The following is a 20,495-nucleotide window of genomic DNA, read 5'->3' on the forward strand; positions in this document are numbered from 1 at the left end:
GATTTTTTGTTTTTTGTTTAAAGTGCCTATTTAGAAACTTACGTTAAGTTTGAAACCTATTGGAATGGTAAATGGACTTACGTTAAAGCGCTCAATACCTTGCTTAAATTGAATACCACTACTTCCTTGTGTGCTTGATTCGTGCTGGAAAGCCATCTCGGGGTCGATTCCTATATCGGCCTTGGTCCAAAGGATAATATTTCGGCTAAATAAAGATACATTTAGATTTTGAAGTCCAACTTGCTTAATAAGTTTATTGGGCACAGAATAAGTAAGTGAAATTTCTCTCAATTTTAGGAAATCAGAATCAAAAGTTGCATTTCTAGTAAAATCCCATCCGTAGTGATCTTGGTATCTTGTAATTACAGTTCCAGGGCCACCTAGGTTTTCCGCTGTTGCCACAAAATTTCCATTTGAATCGTAATCCCCCTGAACACCCGGCATAAATACACCATCGTTCAATGTAATGCCACCTTCAGTTAATGGATATCCACCATCACTTGCTGTAGGGCCACCTACCAATACATAGAATTCACCATCTTCTGATAAGAATTGGTCTGCATTGTCTCTTAAATAGGCAGGTACATCGGTAATGTCATTAAAATTGTGAAGTTTATCAATCCATCGTTGGGTATGTAAATCAGATTCACCGTACCTGTGAGTTTGCGATACAAACTGTCCGCCCTTTCTCCAGTCAAAATTCATGGAGATGCTCCAGTTCTTGTAGGAGGCCGATGTGGTCATCCCTAAGGTGAAATCTGGGTTAAAGTTTCCAATAATTGGAGCAACCCTGTTTCCGTCTGCATCCTCCCTAGTACGGTCACTGTTTTCAAAACCGGAATCGTCAATAATAGGCCAACCATGGTAGGGAGAGTTAGGATCATCAACACGCACTAGGGCAGCGTCAAAAATATTTCCTATTTCTTCACCAACCCAGGTTATGGCACCACCACGGGCATCGGTCCAAAACGTAATGGAATTCATACCTTCAGCCAATTCAATTACTTTGGTTCGGTTCCTGTTAAATACGAAGCCCATATCCCAACGCCAATCATTAGAGTTTATAATGTTGGCATTTAAACCAGCCTCTACACCAGTACTTCTCAATAGACCGGCATTGGTGTTTTTGGAGCTATATCCTGAGGAGATAGGAAGAGCAATTCCAAAAATTTGATTTTCGTTATCGGCAGTGTAATAGGTAAAATCCATACTTAGCCTATTGTTAAAGAAGGCCAAATCAGCCCCTGCTTCCCACGATTTAATACTTTCTGGTTTTAAATCTGGGTTAAGTAGCGTAGAACCTACGGATAACAGAGATCCTGATCCCCATGAGGTACCACCACTTAAGGTAGGTTGTAGTCTGTATGGATCAGTGTCGTTACCTACTTCAGCATAACCTGCACGAAGCTTAAATAAGGATACCCCATTGCCAAAACCAAGAAGCCTATTTACCAATAAACTAGTAGATACGGAGGGGTAAAAATAGGAGTTGTTATTATCTGGCAAGGTACTGGACCAATCATTTCTTGCGGTAACGTCTATGTAGAACATATCTTTAATACCAATACTGGCCAATCCATAGACACTGTTCACTTGTTTTTCGTAACTCCTATAAGAGTATACTAAATTGTCGTTGGCAATATTGGATAAGGTGAACAAACCTGGTGTTAAAAGTCCAGATCCTTCTTCTATTGTGGAATTTAGCAAATCGTTTCCTTTTACTACCCTTTTGTTACCACCTCCGGATATTGAGAAATCCCATCCTTCCAGTCTTTTGGCATAAGTTAATAAGAAATCGATATTGGTTTCATTAGTGAAAATTTTGTTGATACCGTAGGCCCCATTCATGTCTCCAGTATATCCTTTAGACAATTTGGTTTCTCGTACTTCGTTAATCTCATCCATGTTGTAACGAACCATCCCCGTTAGATCATCGGTGATTTTCCAATCTCCCTTTACATTGCCATAAAACCTGTTTCTTTCAAAACCGTTGTTATTCTCATAGGCTAAGAAATAAGGATTGTTCCATTCAGTTTCCGTTGGATCGTCCCCAAAATTATAAGGTGAATTTTGGTAGATGCCTTCGTATCCTGGCAACCAATAGTCCTTCATTTGGCGCACATCAATATGTGGGTTCAATTCGTAAACTGCCTGCATTGCGTTGGCACCACGGTTACCAACAGGTCTGTTGTCTGCACCGGATTTTGTATAGTTAAGACTAGTACTAACCGTAAATTTATCGTTTAATTTTAATGATGAATTTAAACTGATGCTATGTTTGCTTAAATCGGTATTAGGGATATTTCCCTTGTTCTTTAAATCCGAATAGGACAACCTATAACTAATTCTTTCCGTATTGTCCTGGATAGATATGTTATTGGTTGTTGTAATGGCCGTTTGAAAGAAATTCTTTGGATTGTTGTACGACTTCAATTCCCTTGGAATAGGGACTCCACTAGCAATTTCAGAAGCACTGTAAGGCCATTGAATTGCCATGATGCCTTTGTCCAGTTCAGGACCGGCCCAGGCTGAAGAAGTTTCGCCAATGACAATTGCACCATAGGAATTTGCCGGGAAATTATCTTCGGTATAAGGTCTGGAACCTGTCGCAAACCTAGTATGGGTATCTAAGAAACGACTAGGAATATCAAAAACAGTACTGGAATTAATAGTTACTCCCAATCCTTTTTTTGATTTCCCAGACTTGGTTGTAATTAATATAACCCCGTTTCCTGCCCTAGAACCATAAAGTGCCGCTGCACTGGCACCTTTTAGAACAGTAACACTGGCAATATCGTCTGCATTGATATCAGAAATAGCATTACCGTAATCCACTTTGTTATCATTACCTATCTCAGTAATGTTGTTAGCTGTATTAATTACAGGAGAACCATCAATAACAAATAATGGTTGGTTGTCACTGGATAATGAAGCAGCACCCCTAACATTTATGTTTACAGTAGAACCTGCACCACCGGTAGAGTTGATATTCACCCCGGACACTTTGCCCGAAAGAGCGTTTAAAACATTCTCTTGTGGCACATTGTCCAAAGCATCACCACCTACTTCGCTAACGGAATACCCCAGTGATTTCTTTTCCCTGGTAATACCAAGTGCCGTTACGACTACTTCATCCAATTGTTCTGATGAAGTTGCCAAAGTAACATTGAGGGTCGTTTGGTTACCTACTATTACTTCCTTTGTTTCCATTCCCAAATAGGAGAATACCAAAACAGCGCTACTGTTAGGTACTGTAATATTGTAAATACCATCAAAATCAGAGGTAACACCATTGGTAGTTCCTTTAACCACCACGGATACCCCTGGGAGCAATTCGCCATCATCACTGCTGACGACTCCGGTTACACCTTGTTGTGCCAACATGATTCCAGAAATCATGCTGAACATAAGGAAAGTCAAAAATTTCAAGCTGCTTTTTTTCATATTCATTTGTATTAATTGGTTGAGTAATTAGCATTTCGTTAACAAAACTATTGTAAAATAATCGACAAAAAGCATAGTATATTATTAGATACCTATGGAATTTTAACTCTATTAGTGTCAATATTATGATATTGAAAATTTTAGGTTAAGATATGTTTGATTTTGAGCAAGAATATTTCTTTAACGTAAACGGTACCATTTTGGAGAGTTGATATGGCAGACCGTTTTATAGGTATAATTGGTAGCAATATTCTATAGCAGTATTATTACATATAAGATAGGGACAAGTTATATCAATATTGATGGAGGGATATATCATTACTTGCAGAAACTGCTATAATTTTAACTTAATTATCAATAAATAAGTCAAAAAACTAGGTCTTATGTCAATATACCATGCAAATGCAATAAGATTTACTTATTCAATCATCTCTATTTGAATTTAATTTGTAGGTAATTAACCAAAATGCCAAACAATGTTAGCAGGGATAGATTATTTTATAGTAATAGCTTATATAATAGGAATGTTATTGTTAGGGCTATATTTCAAAAAATTTGTCAATAGTTCCGAAGACTATTTTCTTGGAGGTAAAAGCTTGCCTTTTTGGGCTATTGGTATGTCTATCGTTGTATCGGACATAGGGGCATTGGATTTTGTTGGGGTGTCCGGTCAGGCATATAGATATGGTATTTCCGTTGGCAACTTCGATTGGGTAGGTTCTGTTCCGGCCATGTTATTGGCGGCATTTATTTTTATTCCTTATTTCTGGCGGGGGGGCATGTACACTATACCGGAATACCTGGGAAGAAGGTATAACCAAAAGGTAAGGACTATAGCCTCGGTAACCTGGATCCTGTTTTTTGCCTTGGATTTGGGAGTTCTTTTTTGGGCTAGTGCGGTGCTATTAAATGTTCTTATGGGGTGGCCCATTTGGATTTCAATCGTGGCTACCGCGGGGGTGGTTGGTCTATATACTTATTTTGGAGGGATTACCGCTGTAATTATGACCGATGTAGTACAGTTCGTTATAATGTTCATAGGAGGTTTTGCCCTAGTTTTTCTTAGTCTTTACGAAGTTGGTGGTTGGGATAATATGGTAGATAAAATCGCAACAATGGGACCAGAGTATCGCAATCACTTCGATATTATTCAACCGCAGGATACAAAATCGCCCTTTCCCTGGACGGGTATATTGTTCGGCCTAACCTTTGTAATGGCCAATGCATACATGATTGGAAACCAGTCTATTGTACAGCGATGTCTTACTGCCAAGAATGAATGGCACGCAAAGGCCAGTATGATCTTTGGATCTGCCCTTAAAATGTTCATCCCCATTTTGGTTTTGTTTCCAGGGCTTATGGCAGTCGTAGTCCATCCCGGATTGGCCGATGGGGACCAAGCACTTCCAATGATGATCAAATCCATTCTGCCACCTGGTTTGGTAGGACTAATGTTCGCCGCATTTTTTGCGGGGCTTATGTCCAGCGTGGATTCGTTGCTGAATTCAACGGCCACTTTGTTTACAAAAGATATATACGAGCCGTTTATCAAAAAAGGGGCGGATGACAAACATTATTTAAAGGTAGGGCAGATCACGACCTTGGTGCTGTTACTTATTGGAGTGGCAACCTCACCAATTAGCAGTGATTTCCCTGGAATTTACGTGGCCATTCAAACCTTTATGTCTTATTTCCAAGGACCAATATTCGCCATTCTCCTATTGGGTATATTCTGGAAACGAACAACAGAATGGGGAGGACTTTCGGCATTGGTCATAGGTATTGGATTTGCCATTTACCTAAATGTATTTAAGGAGCAATTCTTCACCATTGAAGATCCTTTTCTATATATTTCCTGGTGGTCCTTTCTGTTAGGGTTTATAATTAATGTAGTAGTTAGTTTGCTTACCAAGAAGCATTCCGAGGAACGACTTAAAGGCTTGGTGTTTAGTTCTAAAATTTTAGTGGAAAATAAAAAACTGTAATATGTTCAATTTTGACTGGCTTTCCGGTGTTTCGCAAGAAACTGCAAAAATGATATTTCTTTCTTTGTATGCGCTAATAGGTCTATTGGTGTTGTTATTGCCTACAGAGTATGTTTACCAGGGCGTTGCCAAGGAAGATCGTCACTGGTGGAACAATTTAAAACTATGGTCTATTGCCGTACTTTGTATTTTGGCATCGATCTATAATCATTTTTAACCCCTTAATAATAAAAATATGGAGACAAATGAAATCAATGCGGGATTAAAGGCCGCTCAAATTAACAATGCTCTTGGATTTTTCATTATGGCTTTTGGGGTTATTGTGCTTTTTGCAATGATCTATACGGAAACCTTTATAGAACATATGACCGATATGGTTGCTGGTTTAATACTAATATCTATTGGCGGAGGAATGATGTGGAAGGCAAAAAGTACCATAAAAAAATTAAAATCCAAGAAGGAACAATAAAATATAGATAATGCAAAAGTCCTTCCAGATAAAGTTATCGGACAATTGGAGAATCCAAAGTTCAAAAAAAGTTTCGGAAAAGGGGAGTGAAATCTCGACCAAAGCCATAATTTCTGAAAAATGGTTTCCGGCCGTAGTTCCTTCAACGGTTTTGAGCACTTTGGTGGCCAATAAGGTTTACGAGAATCCCTATTTTGGGGAGAATTTAAAGACCATCCCAACAGACTTGTTTAAAGTATCCTGGTGGTACACTACCAGTTTTGAACTTACAAAGGAGCAATCCGATGGGTTTGCCAGCTTAAAATTTGATGGGATAAACTATAAGGCCAATGTTTGGCTAAACGGACAACTCATTGCCGATGCCACTGCTATAGATGGGGCATTCCGCATTACCTCTTTTGATGTAAGTACACATATCAAAGGTGGGTCCAATATTTTGGCCATTGAGGTAATTCCACCCCAACCCGGCGATTTTAGCATAGGCTTTGTGGATTGGAATCCTGCCCCGCCAGATGGCGATATGGGAGTTTTTAGGCCTGTGACCCTGCATCTACATGGCGGGGTACAAATTGAAAAACCCTTTGTGCAGACCAAGGTTGACTTGGAAACCTTGAAAGAGGCCGATATTACCGTTTCGGCAGAACTGATGAACCATTCCAATACTGAAATTTCCGGGAAATTGGTAGGGACCATTGGCGCTTTGGTATTCCAGAAAAATATAAGCTTGGCTCCAAAGAATAAAGAGCTGATCATTTTTGACAGTGAGGAGTTTGTAGGACTTAATCTTAAGGAACCAAAACTTTGGTGGCCTATTAATTTGGGGAATCCTGATCTCTACGATTTGGATTTAAAATTTGTTGCCAAGGAGGAGGTTTTGGATGAAACCAATCTGAGGTTTGGTATTCGCGATATACAGGACTACTGGTTAAATGATATACACCGCGGTTATAAGGTTAATGGACAAAAGGTCTTGATCAAAGGCGGTGGATGGACAGATGATATGCTTTTGATGGATACGGATGAAAGCATCGAGGCACAAGTGAAGTACGTAAAACAAATGAATCTAAACTGCATTCGTTTGGAAGGATTCTGGGGCAAGGACCACAAATTATACGACCTCTGCGATGAACATGGTTTATTGTTAATGGTAGGTTGGAGCTGTCATTGGGAGCATGAGATCCATATGGGGGTGCCCGTCAATGAGCGTTTTGGAGGCGTTTATAAGCCAGAGCATATATCCCATGTTGCCCAGGCCTGGGAGGATCAGGTGATATGGCTGAGAAACCATCCCAGTATCTTTGTGTGGACTGTTGCCAGTGACAAGGTACCGATTACGGAATTGGAACAAAGATATATAGACACTTTCGCCAAATATGACCCCACGAGGCCATATTTAAATTCTACAGGTGGAGTGGGAAGCGACCAACATGTTATTGGTAGTGAAGATGTTATTAGTGAGATCAGTGGCTCGTCTGGAGTAAAAATGTTGGGCCCCTATGCCTATACAGCTCCGGTATACTGGTTTACGGACACCAAGTTTGGTGGCGCTTATGGATTTAATACTGAAACGGGTCCAGGAGCCCAAATACCCCAATTGGAAAGTCTAAAAAAAATGATTCCCTCGGAGCAATTATGGCCCATAGGGGAGGCTTGGAATTTCCATTGTGGACGCTATGAGTTTGCCGATCTCAGTAGGTTTACAAAGGCTATTGAAGAAAAATATGGGGCTCCAAGCTCCTTGGAGGAGTTCGACAAAAAGGCCCAAGCCATGAATTATGAGCTTATGCGGCCTATGTTCGAGGCCTTTCAGGTACATAAAAAGAAATCCACAGGGATAATCCAATGGATGCTCAATGCGGCCTGGCCTAAGATGTATTGGCAATTGTACGACTACTACCTGAACCCAACAGCTGCGTTTTACGCAACCCAAAAGGCATGTTTGCCCTTAGGACTTATATATAATTATGGGGATAAACAAATTTATGCCGTTAATGATCACCTTAGGCCGGTAGAAAATTTATCAGCCCATGTTAGAGTATATTCCATTGGGTCGGAAATTTTGTTTGAAAATAAGGTCCAATTTACAATGGATCCAGATTCCTCAAAATCCATTTTGGCATTAGGAGATCTGAAAGGGCTTACAACTACTTATTTTGTAGATCTTCGTTTGTTGGATGAACAAGGTTCAGAAATTGGAAATAATTTTTATTGGCTCTCCAAAAAAGAAGAGGTCTTGGACTATGAGGCCGATTTGGGTCCCTTTGCGTTTCATACTCCCAGTAAGGTATATGCAGACTTTACACCTTTGAATGGGCTGCCAGAAGTACAGTTGGAGCAGTTACATTATTTTGAGCAGGACGGAGATCAACAAAATATTAAGGTAGAACTTAAGAACAACAGTGATCATATTGCATTTTTGGTCAATCTAAAAGTATTGGATAAAAAGAGTGGGGAACTTATACTGCCCATTTTCTGGGAAGATAATTTTATAAACCTATTACCAGGGGAAGAGCGTACGGTTTGTGCCAATTTTATAGGGACGGCCGAAGCAACCTTGAAGGTGGAGGGGTGGAATTTAAAATAATCGCAAGAACTATATCCCTTACTAATTTTGATTTGCTGAGGTTTAATAACTGTTATGATGTCAATTTGTACGAAATATTTGCTTGCCCTAGTACTTCTTATAACCACTGTATCCTGTAAGGAAAAGGGGAGGGAAAATGTACCGGATACCCCCGGAAAGCATCCTGCCATTACCTTGGAAGAGTACATTTACCCCATTGGCCAAGGGCTAACCCCCCAATGTCACGCCCCAACCATCGACATCAGCAATGGAACACTCGTGGCCTCCTGGTTCGGGGGAACAGAAGAAAAAAACAATGACGTAGGTATTTGGGTTTCTAGAAAAATTAAGGATAAATGGACCACCCCGGTTGAAGTGGCCAATGGCGAGGAGGAAGATGGGATTAGATATCCTTGTTGGAACCCTGTTCTCTTTAAACCCCAAAATAAGCCTTTGATACTCTTTTACAAAGTAGGTCCAGACCCCTTATATTGGTGGGGAATGTATAAAACATCCGGGGACGACGGTCTTAGTTGGTCTGCCCCTATTAAATTGGCCGAAGGTATTTTGGGACCTATAAAGAATAGACCTGTTACCATGTCCAATGGGGATATTTTATCTCCGTCAAGTACAGAAAGTGAAACAGAAGGGCATAAAATTTATTTGGAAAGGAGTACTGATTTTGGGAAAACATGGACTAAATCGGCCCCTTTAAACGATGGGAAAACATTTAAGGCCATACAACCGGCAATCCTTGATCACGGTAACGATACCATCCAATTATTAAGTAGAACATACCAGGGGGCAATAGGGCAAAACTGGTCCTATGACGGGGGATTTGGCTGGACAGAAATGACTGCTACGGATCTTCCCAATCCTGACTCAGGAATTGATGCCATAACATTAAGGGATGGACGGCATATTTTGATCTACAATCCTACCACCATAGAATCCGAGGATAGGGTTCCCTTGAGTGTAGGCATTTCCAAAGACGGGAAAAGCTGGGAAAGGGTGTTGGATTTGGAACCATTAACGGCAACAACCGATAAAAAGGGAGAGGAATATTCCTATCCTACCCTGATTCAAACTCCCGATGGAATGGTACATGTAGTGTACACATGGAATAGGAAGACAGTGAAACACCTAGTATTGGACCCTAAAAAATTATAAACGAAAACATTCAATAACAACCATTGACTATGAAAAAACTAGCAATAAATGGCGGTAACCCGTGTCGTGATACCAATAAAAGTCCTTGGCCTAAATGGCCCGTTTGGGGGAAAGAAGAGGAAGTTGCCCTAATAGAGGTCCTGAATAGTGGAGTTTGGTCCTATAATGGGCCAAAGGAAATGGAGTTCAATAGACTTTTTGCAGAATATACAGGGGTAAAACATGCTATTTGTACTGTAAACGGTACTGTAACCATGCAAATTGCGCTGGAAGCCTTGGGTGTCGGCGTGGGTGATGAGGTAATTGTACCGGGCCTAACGTGGCAAGCTACTGCTGCCACCGTAATAGACGTAAATGCCACTCCCATATTGGTCGATATTTGTGAGGATACCTGGTGTATAGATCCAAAAGAAATTGAAAAGGCCATTACCCCTAGAACAAAGGCCATTATTCCAGTACACCTGTATGGTGCCTTTGCGGATATGGATGCGATAATGGCCATTGCCAAAAAACATAATCTTTATGTTATTGAGGATTGTGCCCATAAACATGGAGGTGAATGGAAAGGTAAAAAGGCTGGAAGTATTGGGAACGTAGGTAGTTTCAGCTTTCAATTATCGAAACATTTAACCGCTGGTGAAGGAGGATCCGTTACCACGGATGATACTGATTTAGCTGAAAAATTGGATGCCCTAAGAAATGTTGGCCGTAGACCGGAGGGAGATTCGCTTATTGGGGCAGATAAAGGGATAGGGGATTATGGTGATGACGGTAATTTTATACAGTCCGGTAACTACAGGATTACCGAATTTCAAGCAGCTATTCTAGTGGAAGGCTTAAAAAGATTGCCAGAACAAAATGCCAATAGAGACGCGAATGGGGCATATTTAAATACGCTTCTAAAAGAAATAGAAGGGGTGACACCCTTAAAAAGAGATGAAAGGGAATCCAAAAAGGCTTATTTCAATTTTGCTTTTCGGTACAATACCAGCAAGTTCAAGAATTTGCCTGTAGAGAAGTTTAGATCTGCTTTGGAGGCGGAATTGGGTATAGTAGTGGATGCCTGTTATGAGCCTTTAAATAATTGTTCACTATACGTGCCGCATACAAAACCTTCCAGACATAAATTGAATGAAGCCTATTGGAAGGCTATTGATCCCAAAAGGTTTTCGTTACCGGTCTGTGAACGTATTTTTAAGGAGGAATCGGTTTGTCTGCACCATAAGGTGTTAATGGGAACAAAGGCTGATATGGATTTGGTGGCTAGGGCTATAAAAAAGATTTATACCCATGCCGAGGAATTGATGGGTTAAGGAAATAGGCTTGTCGTCCGAAAGACAATTTCCTATAATATGAAATATATTACATCGATGAAATTAGTAATGGGTCTTTTTCTTCTGTGTTCTTGGGCAACCCCTGTTTTTTCTCAGGATGCACTGTTTGTTCCAGAAAATATTAGCATGCCGCAAAAGGGTATTTGTGCCCACAGGGGTGCCAATGAAACGCATCCCGAGAATACCCTGGCAGCATTTGCGGAAGCAATTCGATTGGGCGCGCAGATGATAGAATTGGATGTTCAAATGACCAAGGACGATCAATTGGTTATTATGCACGATGATAAGGTAAACAGGACCACCAATGGTCGTGGTCTGGTAAGGAAACTTAGGCTGAGAAAAATAAAAAAACTCGATGCGGGCAAGTGGAAATCCAAAGAGTTTAAGAATGAAAGGGTTCCTACCTTAAAAGAGGCCTTGGAAATAATGCCAAGGAATATTTGGCTTAATATCCATCTAAAAGGGGATGAACGCTTAGGTGCGGCAACAGCGGAGGCCGTGATTGCTGCAGACAGAATCCATCAGGCTGTCATTGCCTGTGGAAAGGAGGCGGCAAGAGGGGTAAGGCGGATAAATCCAAATATTATGATATGCAATATGGAACGCTTGTCCACTCGTGCCGAATATATTGAAGAAACCATAGAGCAAGGCTTCACATTTCTCCAAATAAAAAGTAGTAGGGACGATGAAAATATATTGGCGGATATTAAAAGGCTGAAGGAAAATGGGATACGCATCAATTATTTTCATTCGGAAGAGAAAGGTCGTGTTAAGGAATTGTTGGATGCCGGGGTAGATTTTATTTTGACAGATCATTTGGCCATCATGCTGGATGCTTTATCAAAAGCGAACTAGTCACCAAGTTAAATATCATAAACACTGATCAATTAATATTGAAGAATCCAAATAAATATTGTAATCCAATGAGAAGATATTTAATTCTGTCCGCTATTTTTTTATGTTTTTCCTGCTCCGAAACCAAAAAGGAAGAACAACAGAGCCAGACCTCTGTAAAAGACGTAATGGATAAGGTAATCACCAGATTGTATGAAAATGTGGACCCCAAGGACTACGATGCCATTGACGATACTTTTATGCTTAAATTTTTGACCGATAGCGAGAAAACAACATTGGCTTCCCGTTACCAATATTTTAAGGTAAACGTACCGGTAACGGTTTCCTTGATGAGACATCTTGATCATGAAGCACCTTTTTGGCTTAAGGAAAGCGGTTTTGTAAAGACCGATGAAATCGTAAAAAATGAGGTCTACGATTATGAAGTATGGCAAAAGGATTTTGACGCAGGTTGGGTTAATTTGGGAATCCCAGGGTTCGACATGGATAGGGTCGTCTATTTTATTTCCGTAGGGCCAAGGAATGGCAATGAGGAACTTGTAATTAGTGAACGCTATCCAGAAGAATATTCTTTGGAAATCTTTAAAAAGGGAGCATTTACCTACCATGACTGGTCCGACCTTAAAATTACTGCCCTGCCCAAAGAACTGGAAGGTCAGGTATTGTTCACTACGGTTAGGGGAAGAGCCCGGGAAGCACATGTAGAAGGAGCATTTCGAAAAACAATTTTCCCATCTTCGAAACAGCCAGATCAGATCACGCTTACCTGGAGCGGGGACCCTAGCAACTCTATTGATGTGCAATGGAGAACCAATACCAATGTGGAAGATGGCAGTGTACAGTATTGGAAGAAAAATACATCCGACACCCTTTCCTTAAAGGCTTCGGTAGCGGGTATGGAAGATAGAATGTTGTTCAATGATCGATATATAAATCGATTTACAGCCAATATGAATAATTTGGAAGCTGGAGCTACCTATGAATATCGTGTAGGTTCAGTAGAAGCGCAGTCATGGTCTTCCGTTAGAAACTTTAAGACGGAAGCCAAGGATGCGGGGGAGTTTTCATTTATATGGTTTGGTGATACCCATAGGGATCCCAAATGGGCACAAATGCTCAATGATGCGGACCTCCGACATCCGAAAACGGCATTTTATTCAATTGCAGGCGATATTGTGACTACCGGACTTTACCGTAGTGAATGGGACATGTTTTTTGGATATTCCAAAGAAGTGTTCTCCAATAAGCCCTTAATGCCCGTTCCCGGGAATCACGACAGGCAGGATGGTTTGGGAGCCTGGATGTATTATGAATTATTTAGTTTGCCCAAAAATGGACCTGAAAAAGTGGATCCTGAAAGCACTTACGCTTTTGAATATGGCAATGCTTTATTTTTGATGATCGATTCAACCCAGCCTAATGAGGTCCAAACCCAATGGATAGAGGAACAATTGAAGAATTCCAATGCCATTTGGAAATTCGTCATGTTTCATTTCCCCCCCTTTAATTTTGAAGAACCTTATTTGGATATTCAACAAGAATGGGGAGGTCTTTTTGATACCTACCATGTTGACATGGTAATGGGTGGCCATATCCATTATTATATGCGTTCAAAGCCAATAAATAATGGCAAGGTTGTGGATTCGTTTAAAGATGGAACCGTATATGCCGTATCTATCGGGACCAATGGTAATCATGATGATATTGGGGAAGAGCCTTATGCTGAAAAGAGGTTCAAGGAAGGCCAATTTTATCAATATATGACATTGACCGATAAAACTTTGAAATACACGACCTATAACCAGAACGGAGAGATTGTTGATGAACTTTTAATAAAAAAGTAATAATGCAATGGGCATAAACTTTTTTAAACATATCATACCGATATTATTTAAATAAGCTTATGTGAAACCGAAGTAGTTACAGCTGTTAGTGTATTTTGTAATTACTTCTTATTTAATCAATTATAAAATTTTATACAGATGAAAACCAGAATAGCCCTTATTGGTGCAGGATTTATATCGGATTATCACGCTCGTGGACTACAAACCTTAGCCGATGTTGAAATTGTGGCAGTAGTGTCCAAAAATCTTGAAAATGCCCAAAAGTTCGCCCTGAAGTACAATATAGAAGAGGCGTTTAATGATATTTCATCCCTTGTGAAAAGGGATGATCTGGATGCTGTAATTATAAGCACTCCCAATCAATTTCATGCACCCTATGCCATAGATTTTTTACAAAATGGCAAGGATGTGTTTTTAGAAAAACCTATGGGGATTAGTGGGGATGAAGGCAGGAAAATAGCGGAGGTGGCCAAAAAACATAACCAATTGGTGATGGTAGGGCATATGTGGCGTTTTGATACCGATACCCGTTATATCAGGGATACCGTGGATTCGGGAACCATAGGAAGAGTGTTTAAGACCAAAGGCTATGGAATACATGAAAATTGGGGCCCTTCCGGCTGGTTTACCAAAAAAGAATTGGCAGGGGGCGGTGCCTTGGCAGACATGGGGGTACATGCCATTGATGCCGTCAGGTATATTTTGGGCGATCCCAAACCAGCTAAGGTCTATGCCAGAATTTCAACGGAATTTGGAGATTACGATGTGGACGATACGGGTATTTTGGTCATTACTTGGGACAATGGTACTGAAAGTATAATAGAAAGTGGATGGTGGCATCCCCATATGGACGGACCGGAAGCAAGTACCAGCCTGTTCGGTACCAAGGGATATGCCAATCTGTTTCCCACATTTTTAAAAATGAAGGATGGGGAAGGTACGGTAACAACAGTGCCAGAGCTTCCTAAAAGGGAAGATCACTGCGACCAAATTATCTATACCCGTCAAATGGAGTATTTTGTGGATTGTATAAAAACTAGGCAACAACCGGTTCCTGGACTTGTGGAAGGACAAATGGTGCTGGACATTGTGGATGCGGCCTATAAATCGGCCAAGACGGGCCAGGTAGTTAATTTAATCTAGTACCCATAGTATTCAAAACTTTTAAAAATGGCGCTGAGTGAATTAAGGGATAATATTGAAAACATCATTTTTGACCTGGATGGTACCCTTTGGGACCCTATGCCAATGAGTATCAAGGCATGGCATACGGCCCTGAATGGTTTCGATTGTATTAAAAATCCTATTTCAGAGGAAGATATACAAGGAATTCTTGGAATGCAGCACGACTTGGTAGGAAAGAAACTGTTTCCATACCTTTCCAAAGAACAGCAAGACGAGGTCATGAACAGCTGTTATATACAGGAGGTGAACGACATAAAGAAATCTGGAGGAGTCCTGTACCAAGGATTGGAAGAAATTTTGAAGGTCTTGGAGAGTAAGTACGAACTGTATATTGTGAGTAATTGCCAGGCTGGATATATCGAGGCATTTTATGAATTCCATGGACTAGGGGACTATTTTAAGGATTTTGAATGTTCGGGCAATACAGGTTTGTCCAAGGCCGAAAATATAAAAATGGTCATTGAAAGAAATACACTGGCCAAACCCATATATATTGGGGACACTTTGGGGGATTATACCGCTGCCGAAGGGAACCGAATACCTTTTGTTTTTGCCACATACGGATTTGGCGATGTACCCAATCCCGATCATAGTATTAATAAAATTACAGATTTAAAGGATTTGCTTTAATCCAAATATGGTTGGATGTACCTGTTGAATCCGCTTTAACCTTCCAACGTGTAAGGTGCGGTCACCATGATGGAACCCTCTATTGGGAGGGGTTGGGCAGGCAACGTTTTTATATAAGTTTCATCAGTTTTATTATGAGCAAGGACGTTGTATGCCCAATTAATGTATTGGCTTAGCTAGTTGTGTGATTTCTCCCTATCGGTCGAAATGACTAGCTTAGTCACTTGGACAGAGTCCCTTTTCAGGGACGAGGAGAAGTAGCTCAAAGGCACAGGGGAAAAGAGATAATCCAGTAGCTATAATGGGCGGACAATGACGACAGCAGGGGCTCCTTCCCTTGGATAAGGGAAGGTGGATCTTCCGCTGGCTGCGCAGGATACGGAAGGGATTGATAGCCCAGGTCTTTGGGAGGGGACAATAGATAAGGTATGGGTTTACGGCTCGAGATTTCAAACTCCCCTTTCTTTCCCCTCTTCGTTCCAAGAGGGGAGCCATTAGCCTTTTTAGGGTACATTTAATATCTGCCCCTGCAATTTAAATAGTTGATTCTAATACTTTGGATCCGTATATTTGAATTTCCCTCTAAAATTTTGACAATGTTTTTTAGCAGAATAACGGTTCTGGTTTTAATTTGTACGCTGGGCAACTTATGTATTTCCTGTGACAGATCGCAACAGGTCTCCGAACCTCTGCCTAAAGTGGTGGATTTTAATTTTCATGTAAAGCCTATATTGGTGCAGAATTGTTATTTGTGCCATGGTCCCGACCCAAGTAGCAGAAAGGCGGAATTGCGATTGGATACTTATGAGGGAGCCACCGCAGCCTTAAAAGAAGGAGGTCATGCCATTGTGCCAGGAAAGACGTCCAAAAGCCAATTGGTACAGCGGATTTATAATGAAGACCCAGCCATAGTAATGCCGCCACCGGAGACCAATCTAAAACTTACCGACAGGGAGAAGGCTCTTTTGAACAAGTGGATAGATCAGGGGGCCGAATGGAAAGATCATTGGTCTTTCATTAGACCTGAGACGAAAATTGCCTTATCGGATTCTAAGGCCATTGATTTTTAAATAGAAAAGAAACTGGATGAAAAAGGGTTGGAAAAAGTACCCCCTGCTACTAAAAACTCACTTATAAGAAGGGTATCCTATTTACTTACCGGCTTACCCCCTAACCCTAAAGAGGTTAAAAATTTTCTTTTGGATACGAGTAGTGTGTCATACGAAAAAATGGTGGATCGTTATTTAAATTCACCGGCCTATGGGGAAAGATGGGCAAGACATTGGATGGATTTGGTGAGGTATGCAGAAACAAAGGGTCACGAGTTTGATTATGCCATAACAGGTGCGTGGAAATATAGGGACTACTTGATCAGGGCTTTTAATGAAGATGTGCCCTACGATCAATTTTTAAAGGAACACATAGCAGGGGATTTATTGCAAACGACTAGGGAAAATAAGGAAACTGGAGTTTCGGAATCTAGGCTGGGCACTACCTTTTATGTTATGGGTGAAGGCACCCATAGTCCAGTGGATGTACGCCAGGATGAGGCAGATCGTATTGATAATATGATCGACGTTACTACCAAGACTTTTCAGGGGTTGACGGTTTCCTGTGCAAAATGTCACGACCATAAATTTGACCCCATAACTGCGGCGGATTATTATGCCCTATATGGGGTAATGGAAAGTACCAGGTTTTCCCCCGTCCCTGCCGATCTAAGTAAAGATAAAAAGTTGGCCGCCCAGGAAATAGAAAATCTGAATTCCTACATGCGGAAGTTGGTGGCCGGAAAATGGGACAGGGCCAAAAACAGCTATATTAATACTGAATATGCCCAGAACACAACGATAAATACCAGTGCAATGTCCTATACTGTCATTGGCGATTTTAGAGGCCGGGACTTTGATGGTTGGACGAGTGATGGCTTTGCTTTTGGGCAGAAGTCGACCCTAGGGAATCCCATCGTGGATCCGGCCACAGGAAAATTGCTTGGCTTGGACGAAGGTAAAGCTTCTAGCAGGTCAATGGGGATGGGTATTTTTGGGGCTTTACGATCCCCCAATTTTATTTTGGAAAAAGACTTTATAGGAGTTAGGGCACTTGGTAAAAACAGTAGTATCAGAATTATAATAGACAATTTTCAATTGATCCAGAATCCAATTTATGGTGGAATGGACCAAAGGGTGAATACAGAGGAATGGAATAATTTTATATTTAATGTACGGGCTTGGAAGGGTAGAAAAGCATACATTGAAATTTTACCCGGAACCCATGACCGCCACAGGTATAATTTGACGGAGGATGCTTTTATTGAAGCTCAATACGCAGTGACTTATGACGGGGAATGGCCGTTGGATTTGGAAAAGAATATTACAAAACAACCATCACAGGATAATTGGGCGTCCCTGGAGATATCTCCCTTCAAGGTAATAAGGATTAATGATGATTTGAAGAAGGGAAAGTTGACTTCTAATTTTCCTGAACTGAAAGCGGTTGTAGATAGTAGCCGGCTATTGGCCAAAAGTCTAAAAAACGTATCCTTTGTTAATGGGATATACGATGGTTACGGGATAAATAGTCCTATTTTTAATAGAGGTAACTATAAGGAGCCCTCGGAAGAACATGTTCCAAGAAGATTTTTATCGGTATTGTCTTTGGGCGATTCTGTGTTTAAATCCGAAGGAAGTGGCCGTTTGGAGCTGGCAGAGGTAATGTTGGACAAGGATAATCCATTGACTTCCCGCGTAATGGTGAACCGGATTTGGCACCATCTGTTCGGTAAGGGTATTGTAGAGACCGTTGATAATTTTGGTCTACAGGGAAAATTACCTTCACACCCGGAACTGTTGGATTACCTTGCTGTTAAGTTTCAACAAGAAGGATGGTCCGTTAAAAAATTGATTAGGGCTATTGTTACCTCAGAGACTTTTAAGAGAAGTGATGCGCTTGCAAATACGGATCCCAACAATATTTATTTGGCCTCTTTTCCGGTAAGAAGATTGGAGGCAGAAGCCATTCGAGATGGAATATTGGCTGTTTCCGAAAGCTTGGATTCCACTATGTACGGAACTCCTGTGCCCACCCATTTAACGGCCTTTATGCAGGGACGGGGTAGGCCGGGGAAATCGGGGCCCATAGATGGGGAAGGGAGAAGGAGCATATATTTGGAGGTAAGGAGAAATTTCTTGGAGCCTATGATGACGACCTTCGATCGACCTATTCCCTTTAGTACTTTTGGCAGAAGGAACGTCACCAATGTGCCTTCGCAATCCTTGATTTTAATGAACGATCCATTGGTTGCACAACAGGCCGAAATTATGGCGGGGAAATTGATGGAAAAGGGGCTGGCCAATTTTGAGGAAAAAGTACAGTGGATCTATATGCAGGCTTTTTCTCGACTGGCAAGCAGGGAGGAGTTAAAAAAAGCCTCCAATTTTTTTGGGATGTTGCAGGAGATGGAAGAAAAAATGGATGGTAAGGAAAAACCAGAAATGGAACTATGGAAAGAGTATTGCCATAGCATTTTTAATTTAAAAGAATTTATATATCTTATTTAATGGGCCATCATCACAATACTAAACCAAGAGTTATTTCCCGTCGGGAAATGTTGGGACTATCAGCTGGGGGCTTCGGTTCATTGGCATTAATGAGTTTATTCGGCACTATGTCATTGGGCTGCAAAAGATCCGGATCTCATGAAACAACTTCCAATCTTTATTTGGGACCACATTATTTGCCCAAGGCGAAAAATGTTATCTTTCTCTATATGGATGGGGGTGTATCACAAGTAGATTCCTTTGACCCCAAACCCCGATTAGCCAAGGAGAATGGGGAGGATCCAAGAAAGAAATTTAAGGTAGATGCCACCCAGTTCGACAATGTGGGCAAGATATTAAAAAGCCCTTGGGATTTTAAACAATATGGAGAATGTGGTATGCCTGTGAGCGATCTGTTTCCACATATTGCTACCTGCGTAGACGACATTGCTTTAATTAGATCTATGGTTTCCAATTTCCCTGAACATACCAATGCCAATTATTTCTTACATACCGGCAGTGGTTTGCAGGGACGTCCAAGTATGGGAGCTTGGATGAACTATGGCCTGGGAAGTGAGAACAAGAATATTCCAGGTTACGTGGTCTTGGACGGAGGTCTAATTCCCCCAGGTGGATTGGATAATTTTAAGAATGGATTCTTACCTGCTTCGTACCAAGCCTCTGTTTTTAAGGCAGGTCCGGAACCTGTGGCAAATATCAATCCTAGGGAAAGCATCAATAACCTTCAAGAGGAAAAACTACAGTTTATAAAGCAAATGGACGATAGCTTGATTGGAAAGATAGGAGAAGCCGATGCAGTGGAATCTGCTATTTCCAATTATGAACTAGCCTATAAAATGCAATCTTCCATTCCTGAGCTCACCGAGTTCAAAGAGGAGACGGAAGCTACCAAAAAATTATATGGCATGGATTCGGATGACCCACATCTTAGGGGATATGCCTCCCAATGTATTTTGGCCCGTAGGTTGATAGAACGTGGCGTTAGATTTGTAGAACTTACATGCCCCAATGTTGGAGCCGATAGGTGGGATCAGCACAGCAACTTAAAAGTAGGCCATGAAAGAAATGCCCATGCGGTAGACCAGCCCATAGCCGGACTTCTTAAAGATCTTAAATCAAGAGGATTGTTAGAGGAAACATTGGTAGTCTGGACGGGAGAGTTTGGCCGTACCCCTTTTGCACAGGGGTCTGATGGGCGCGACCATAATCCGTCCGCTTTCAGTATGTGGATGGCTGGAGCAGGAGTAAAGGGAGGAACTATTTTTGGCAAGACCGATGAATATGGTTATCGGGTAATAGAAAACGCAGTTACAGTGCATGACCTACATGCTACCATTATGCATTTGCTGGGATTGGACCACAAACAATTGACCTTTCGTTTTGGTGGCCGTGATATGAGGTTGACCGATGTTCACGGTAACGTAGTAAAGGATATATTGACCTAAATGAAGTTTTA

General features: G+C 41.1%; 14 protein-coding genes. 13 read left to right on the top strand and 1 reads right to left on the bottom strand.

The window, feature by feature from the left end; genetic code table 11:
* Positions 1-30 precede the first annotated feature (30 nt).
* The gene (locus C7972_RS00585) at positions 31-3,444 is read right to left on the bottom strand and encodes a SusC/RagA family TonB-linked outer membrane protein (protein ID WP_110354767.1); all 3,414 of its coding nucleotides are present in this window, start codon (positions 3,442-3,444) and stop codon (positions 31-33) included.
* Between the two features lie 476 nt (positions 3,445-3,920).
* Between C7972_RS00585 and C7972_RS00590 the strand changes: the two genes are divergently transcribed.
* The 13 genes from C7972_RS00590 (at position 3,921) to C7972_RS00655 (ending at position 20,484) form a co-directional block, all read left to right on the top strand.
* Complete coding sequence (locus tag C7972_RS00590) at positions 3,921-5,429, top strand: sodium:solute symporter family protein (protein ID WP_110354273.1); 1,509 nt, start codon at positions 3,921-3,923, stop codon at positions 5,427-5,429.
* A 1-nt stretch (position 5,430) separates the two neighbouring features.
* On the top strand, positions 5,431-5,646 hold the full coding sequence (locus C7972_RS00595) for a hypothetical protein (RefSeq protein ID WP_110354274.1): 216 nt from the start codon (positions 5,431-5,433) through the stop codon (positions 5,644-5,646).
* Positions 5,647-5,664: 18 nt separating this feature from the next.
* Positions 5,665-5,898, top strand: a complete 234-nt coding sequence (locus tag C7972_RS00600) for a hypothetical protein (RefSeq protein ID WP_110354275.1) — start codon at positions 5,665-5,667, stop codon at positions 5,896-5,898.
* Between the two features lie 10 nt (positions 5,899-5,908).
* Complete coding sequence (locus C7972_RS00605) at positions 5,909-8,482, top strand: glycoside hydrolase family 2 TIM barrel-domain containing protein (protein ID WP_110354276.1); 2,574 nt, start codon at positions 5,909-5,911, stop codon at positions 8,480-8,482.
* A 54-nt stretch (positions 8,483-8,536) separates the two neighbouring features.
* Positions 8,537-9,631 (top strand): exo-alpha-sialidase, encoded by a 1,095-nt coding sequence (locus C7972_RS00610; RefSeq protein WP_110354277.1) that lies wholly within the window; start codon positions 8,537-8,539, stop codon positions 9,629-9,631.
* 29 nt (positions 9,632-9,660) lie between these two features.
* Positions 9,661-10,944 carry a DegT/DnrJ/EryC1/StrS aminotransferase family protein gene (locus C7972_RS00615; RefSeq protein ID WP_110354278.1) on the top strand — a complete coding sequence of 428 codons (1,284 nt, stop codon included), beginning with the start codon at positions 9,661-9,663 and terminating at the stop codon, positions 10,942-10,944.
* 57 nt (positions 10,945-11,001) lie between these two features.
* Positions 11,002-11,820, top strand: coding sequence for a glycerophosphodiester phosphodiesterase family protein (locus tag C7972_RS00620; RefSeq protein WP_181422790.1), 819 nt, complete (start codon positions 11,002-11,004; stop codon positions 11,818-11,820).
* Positions 11,821-11,888: 68 nt separating this feature from the next.
* Entirely contained in the window at positions 11,889-13,664 is a 1,776-nt protein-coding gene (locus tag C7972_RS00625) for a metallophosphoesterase family protein (RefSeq protein ID WP_110354280.1), read from the top strand.
* A 138-nt stretch (positions 13,665-13,802) separates the two neighbouring features.
* On the top strand, positions 13,803-14,807 hold the full coding sequence (locus C7972_RS00630; protein ID WP_110354281.1) for a Gfo/Idh/MocA family protein: 1,005 nt from the start codon (positions 13,803-13,805) through the stop codon (positions 14,805-14,807).
* 27 nt (positions 14,808-14,834) lie between these two features.
* The gene (locus C7972_RS00635) at positions 14,835-15,479 is read left to right on the top strand and encodes an HAD family hydrolase (protein WP_220020840.1); all 645 of its coding nucleotides are present in this window, start codon (positions 14,835-14,837) and stop codon (positions 15,477-15,479) included.
* Positions 15,480-16,075: 596 nt separating this feature from the next.
* Positions 16,076-16,549 carry a c-type cytochrome domain-containing protein gene (locus tag C7972_RS00645; protein WP_110354283.1) on the top strand — a complete coding sequence of 158 codons (474 nt, stop codon included), beginning with the start codon at positions 16,076-16,078 and terminating at the stop codon, positions 16,547-16,549.
* 12 nt (positions 16,550-16,561) lie between these two features.
* The gene (locus C7972_RS00650; RefSeq protein WP_258364760.1) at positions 16,562-19,039 is read left to right on the top strand and encodes a DUF1549 and DUF1553 domain-containing protein; all 2,478 of its coding nucleotides are present in this window, start codon (positions 16,562-16,564) and stop codon (positions 19,037-19,039) included.
* Positions 19,039-20,484, top strand: coding sequence for a DUF1501 domain-containing protein (locus tag C7972_RS00655; RefSeq protein WP_258364742.1), 1,446 nt, complete (start codon positions 19,039-19,041; stop codon positions 20,482-20,484). The genes C7972_RS00650 and C7972_RS00655 overlap by 1 nt, the downstream gene beginning before the upstream one ends.
* Positions 20,485-20,495 lie beyond the last annotated feature (11 nt).

This window comes from Arenibacter sp. ARW7G5Y1, from assembly GCF_003201775.1.
Taxonomy (GTDB): domain Bacteria; phylum Bacteroidota; class Bacteroidia; order Flavobacteriales; family Flavobacteriaceae; genus Arenibacter.

Bases quoted from the DNA above. Each gene is read 5' to 3' on its own strand.
- C7972_RS00585 (WP_110354767.1), bottom strand. From the start codon at position 3,444: ATGAAAAAAAGCAGCTTGAAATTTTTGACTTTCCTTATGTTCAGCATG.
- C7972_RS00590 (WP_110354273.1), top strand. From the start codon at position 3,921: ATGTTAGCAGGGATAGATTATTTTATAGTAATAGCTTATATAATAGGA.
- C7972_RS00595 (WP_110354274.1), top strand. From the start codon at position 5,431: ATGTTCAATTTTGACTGGCTTTCCGGTGTTTCGCAAGAAACTGCAAAA.
- C7972_RS00600 (WP_110354275.1), top strand. From the start codon at position 5,665: ATGGAGACAAATGAAATCAATGCGGGATTAAAGGCCGCTCAAATTAAC.
- C7972_RS00605 (WP_110354276.1), top strand. From the start codon at position 5,909: ATGCAAAAGTCCTTCCAGATAAAGTTATCGGACAATTGGAGAATCCAA.
- C7972_RS00610 (WP_110354277.1), top strand. From the start codon at position 8,537: ATGATGTCAATTTGTACGAAATATTTGCTTGCCCTAGTACTTCTTATA.
- C7972_RS00615 (WP_110354278.1), top strand. From the start codon at position 9,661: ATGAAAAAACTAGCAATAAATGGCGGTAACCCGTGTCGTGATACCAAT.
- C7972_RS00620 (WP_181422790.1), top strand. From the start codon at position 11,002: ATGAAATTAGTAATGGGTCTTTTTCTTCTGTGTTCTTGGGCAACCCCT.
- C7972_RS00625 (WP_110354280.1), top strand. From the start codon at position 11,889: ATGAGAAGATATTTAATTCTGTCCGCTATTTTTTTATGTTTTTCCTGC.
- C7972_RS00630 (WP_110354281.1), top strand. From the start codon at position 13,803: ATGAAAACCAGAATAGCCCTTATTGGTGCAGGATTTATATCGGATTAT.
- C7972_RS00635 (WP_220020840.1), top strand. From the start codon at position 14,835: ATGGCGCTGAGTGAATTAAGGGATAATATTGAAAACATCATTTTTGAC.
- C7972_RS00645 (WP_110354283.1), top strand. From the start codon at position 16,076: ATGTTTTTTAGCAGAATAACGGTTCTGGTTTTAATTTGTACGCTGGGC.
- C7972_RS00655 (WP_258364742.1), top strand. From the start codon at position 19,039: ATGGGCCATCATCACAATACTAAACCAAGAGTTATTTCCCGTCGGGAA.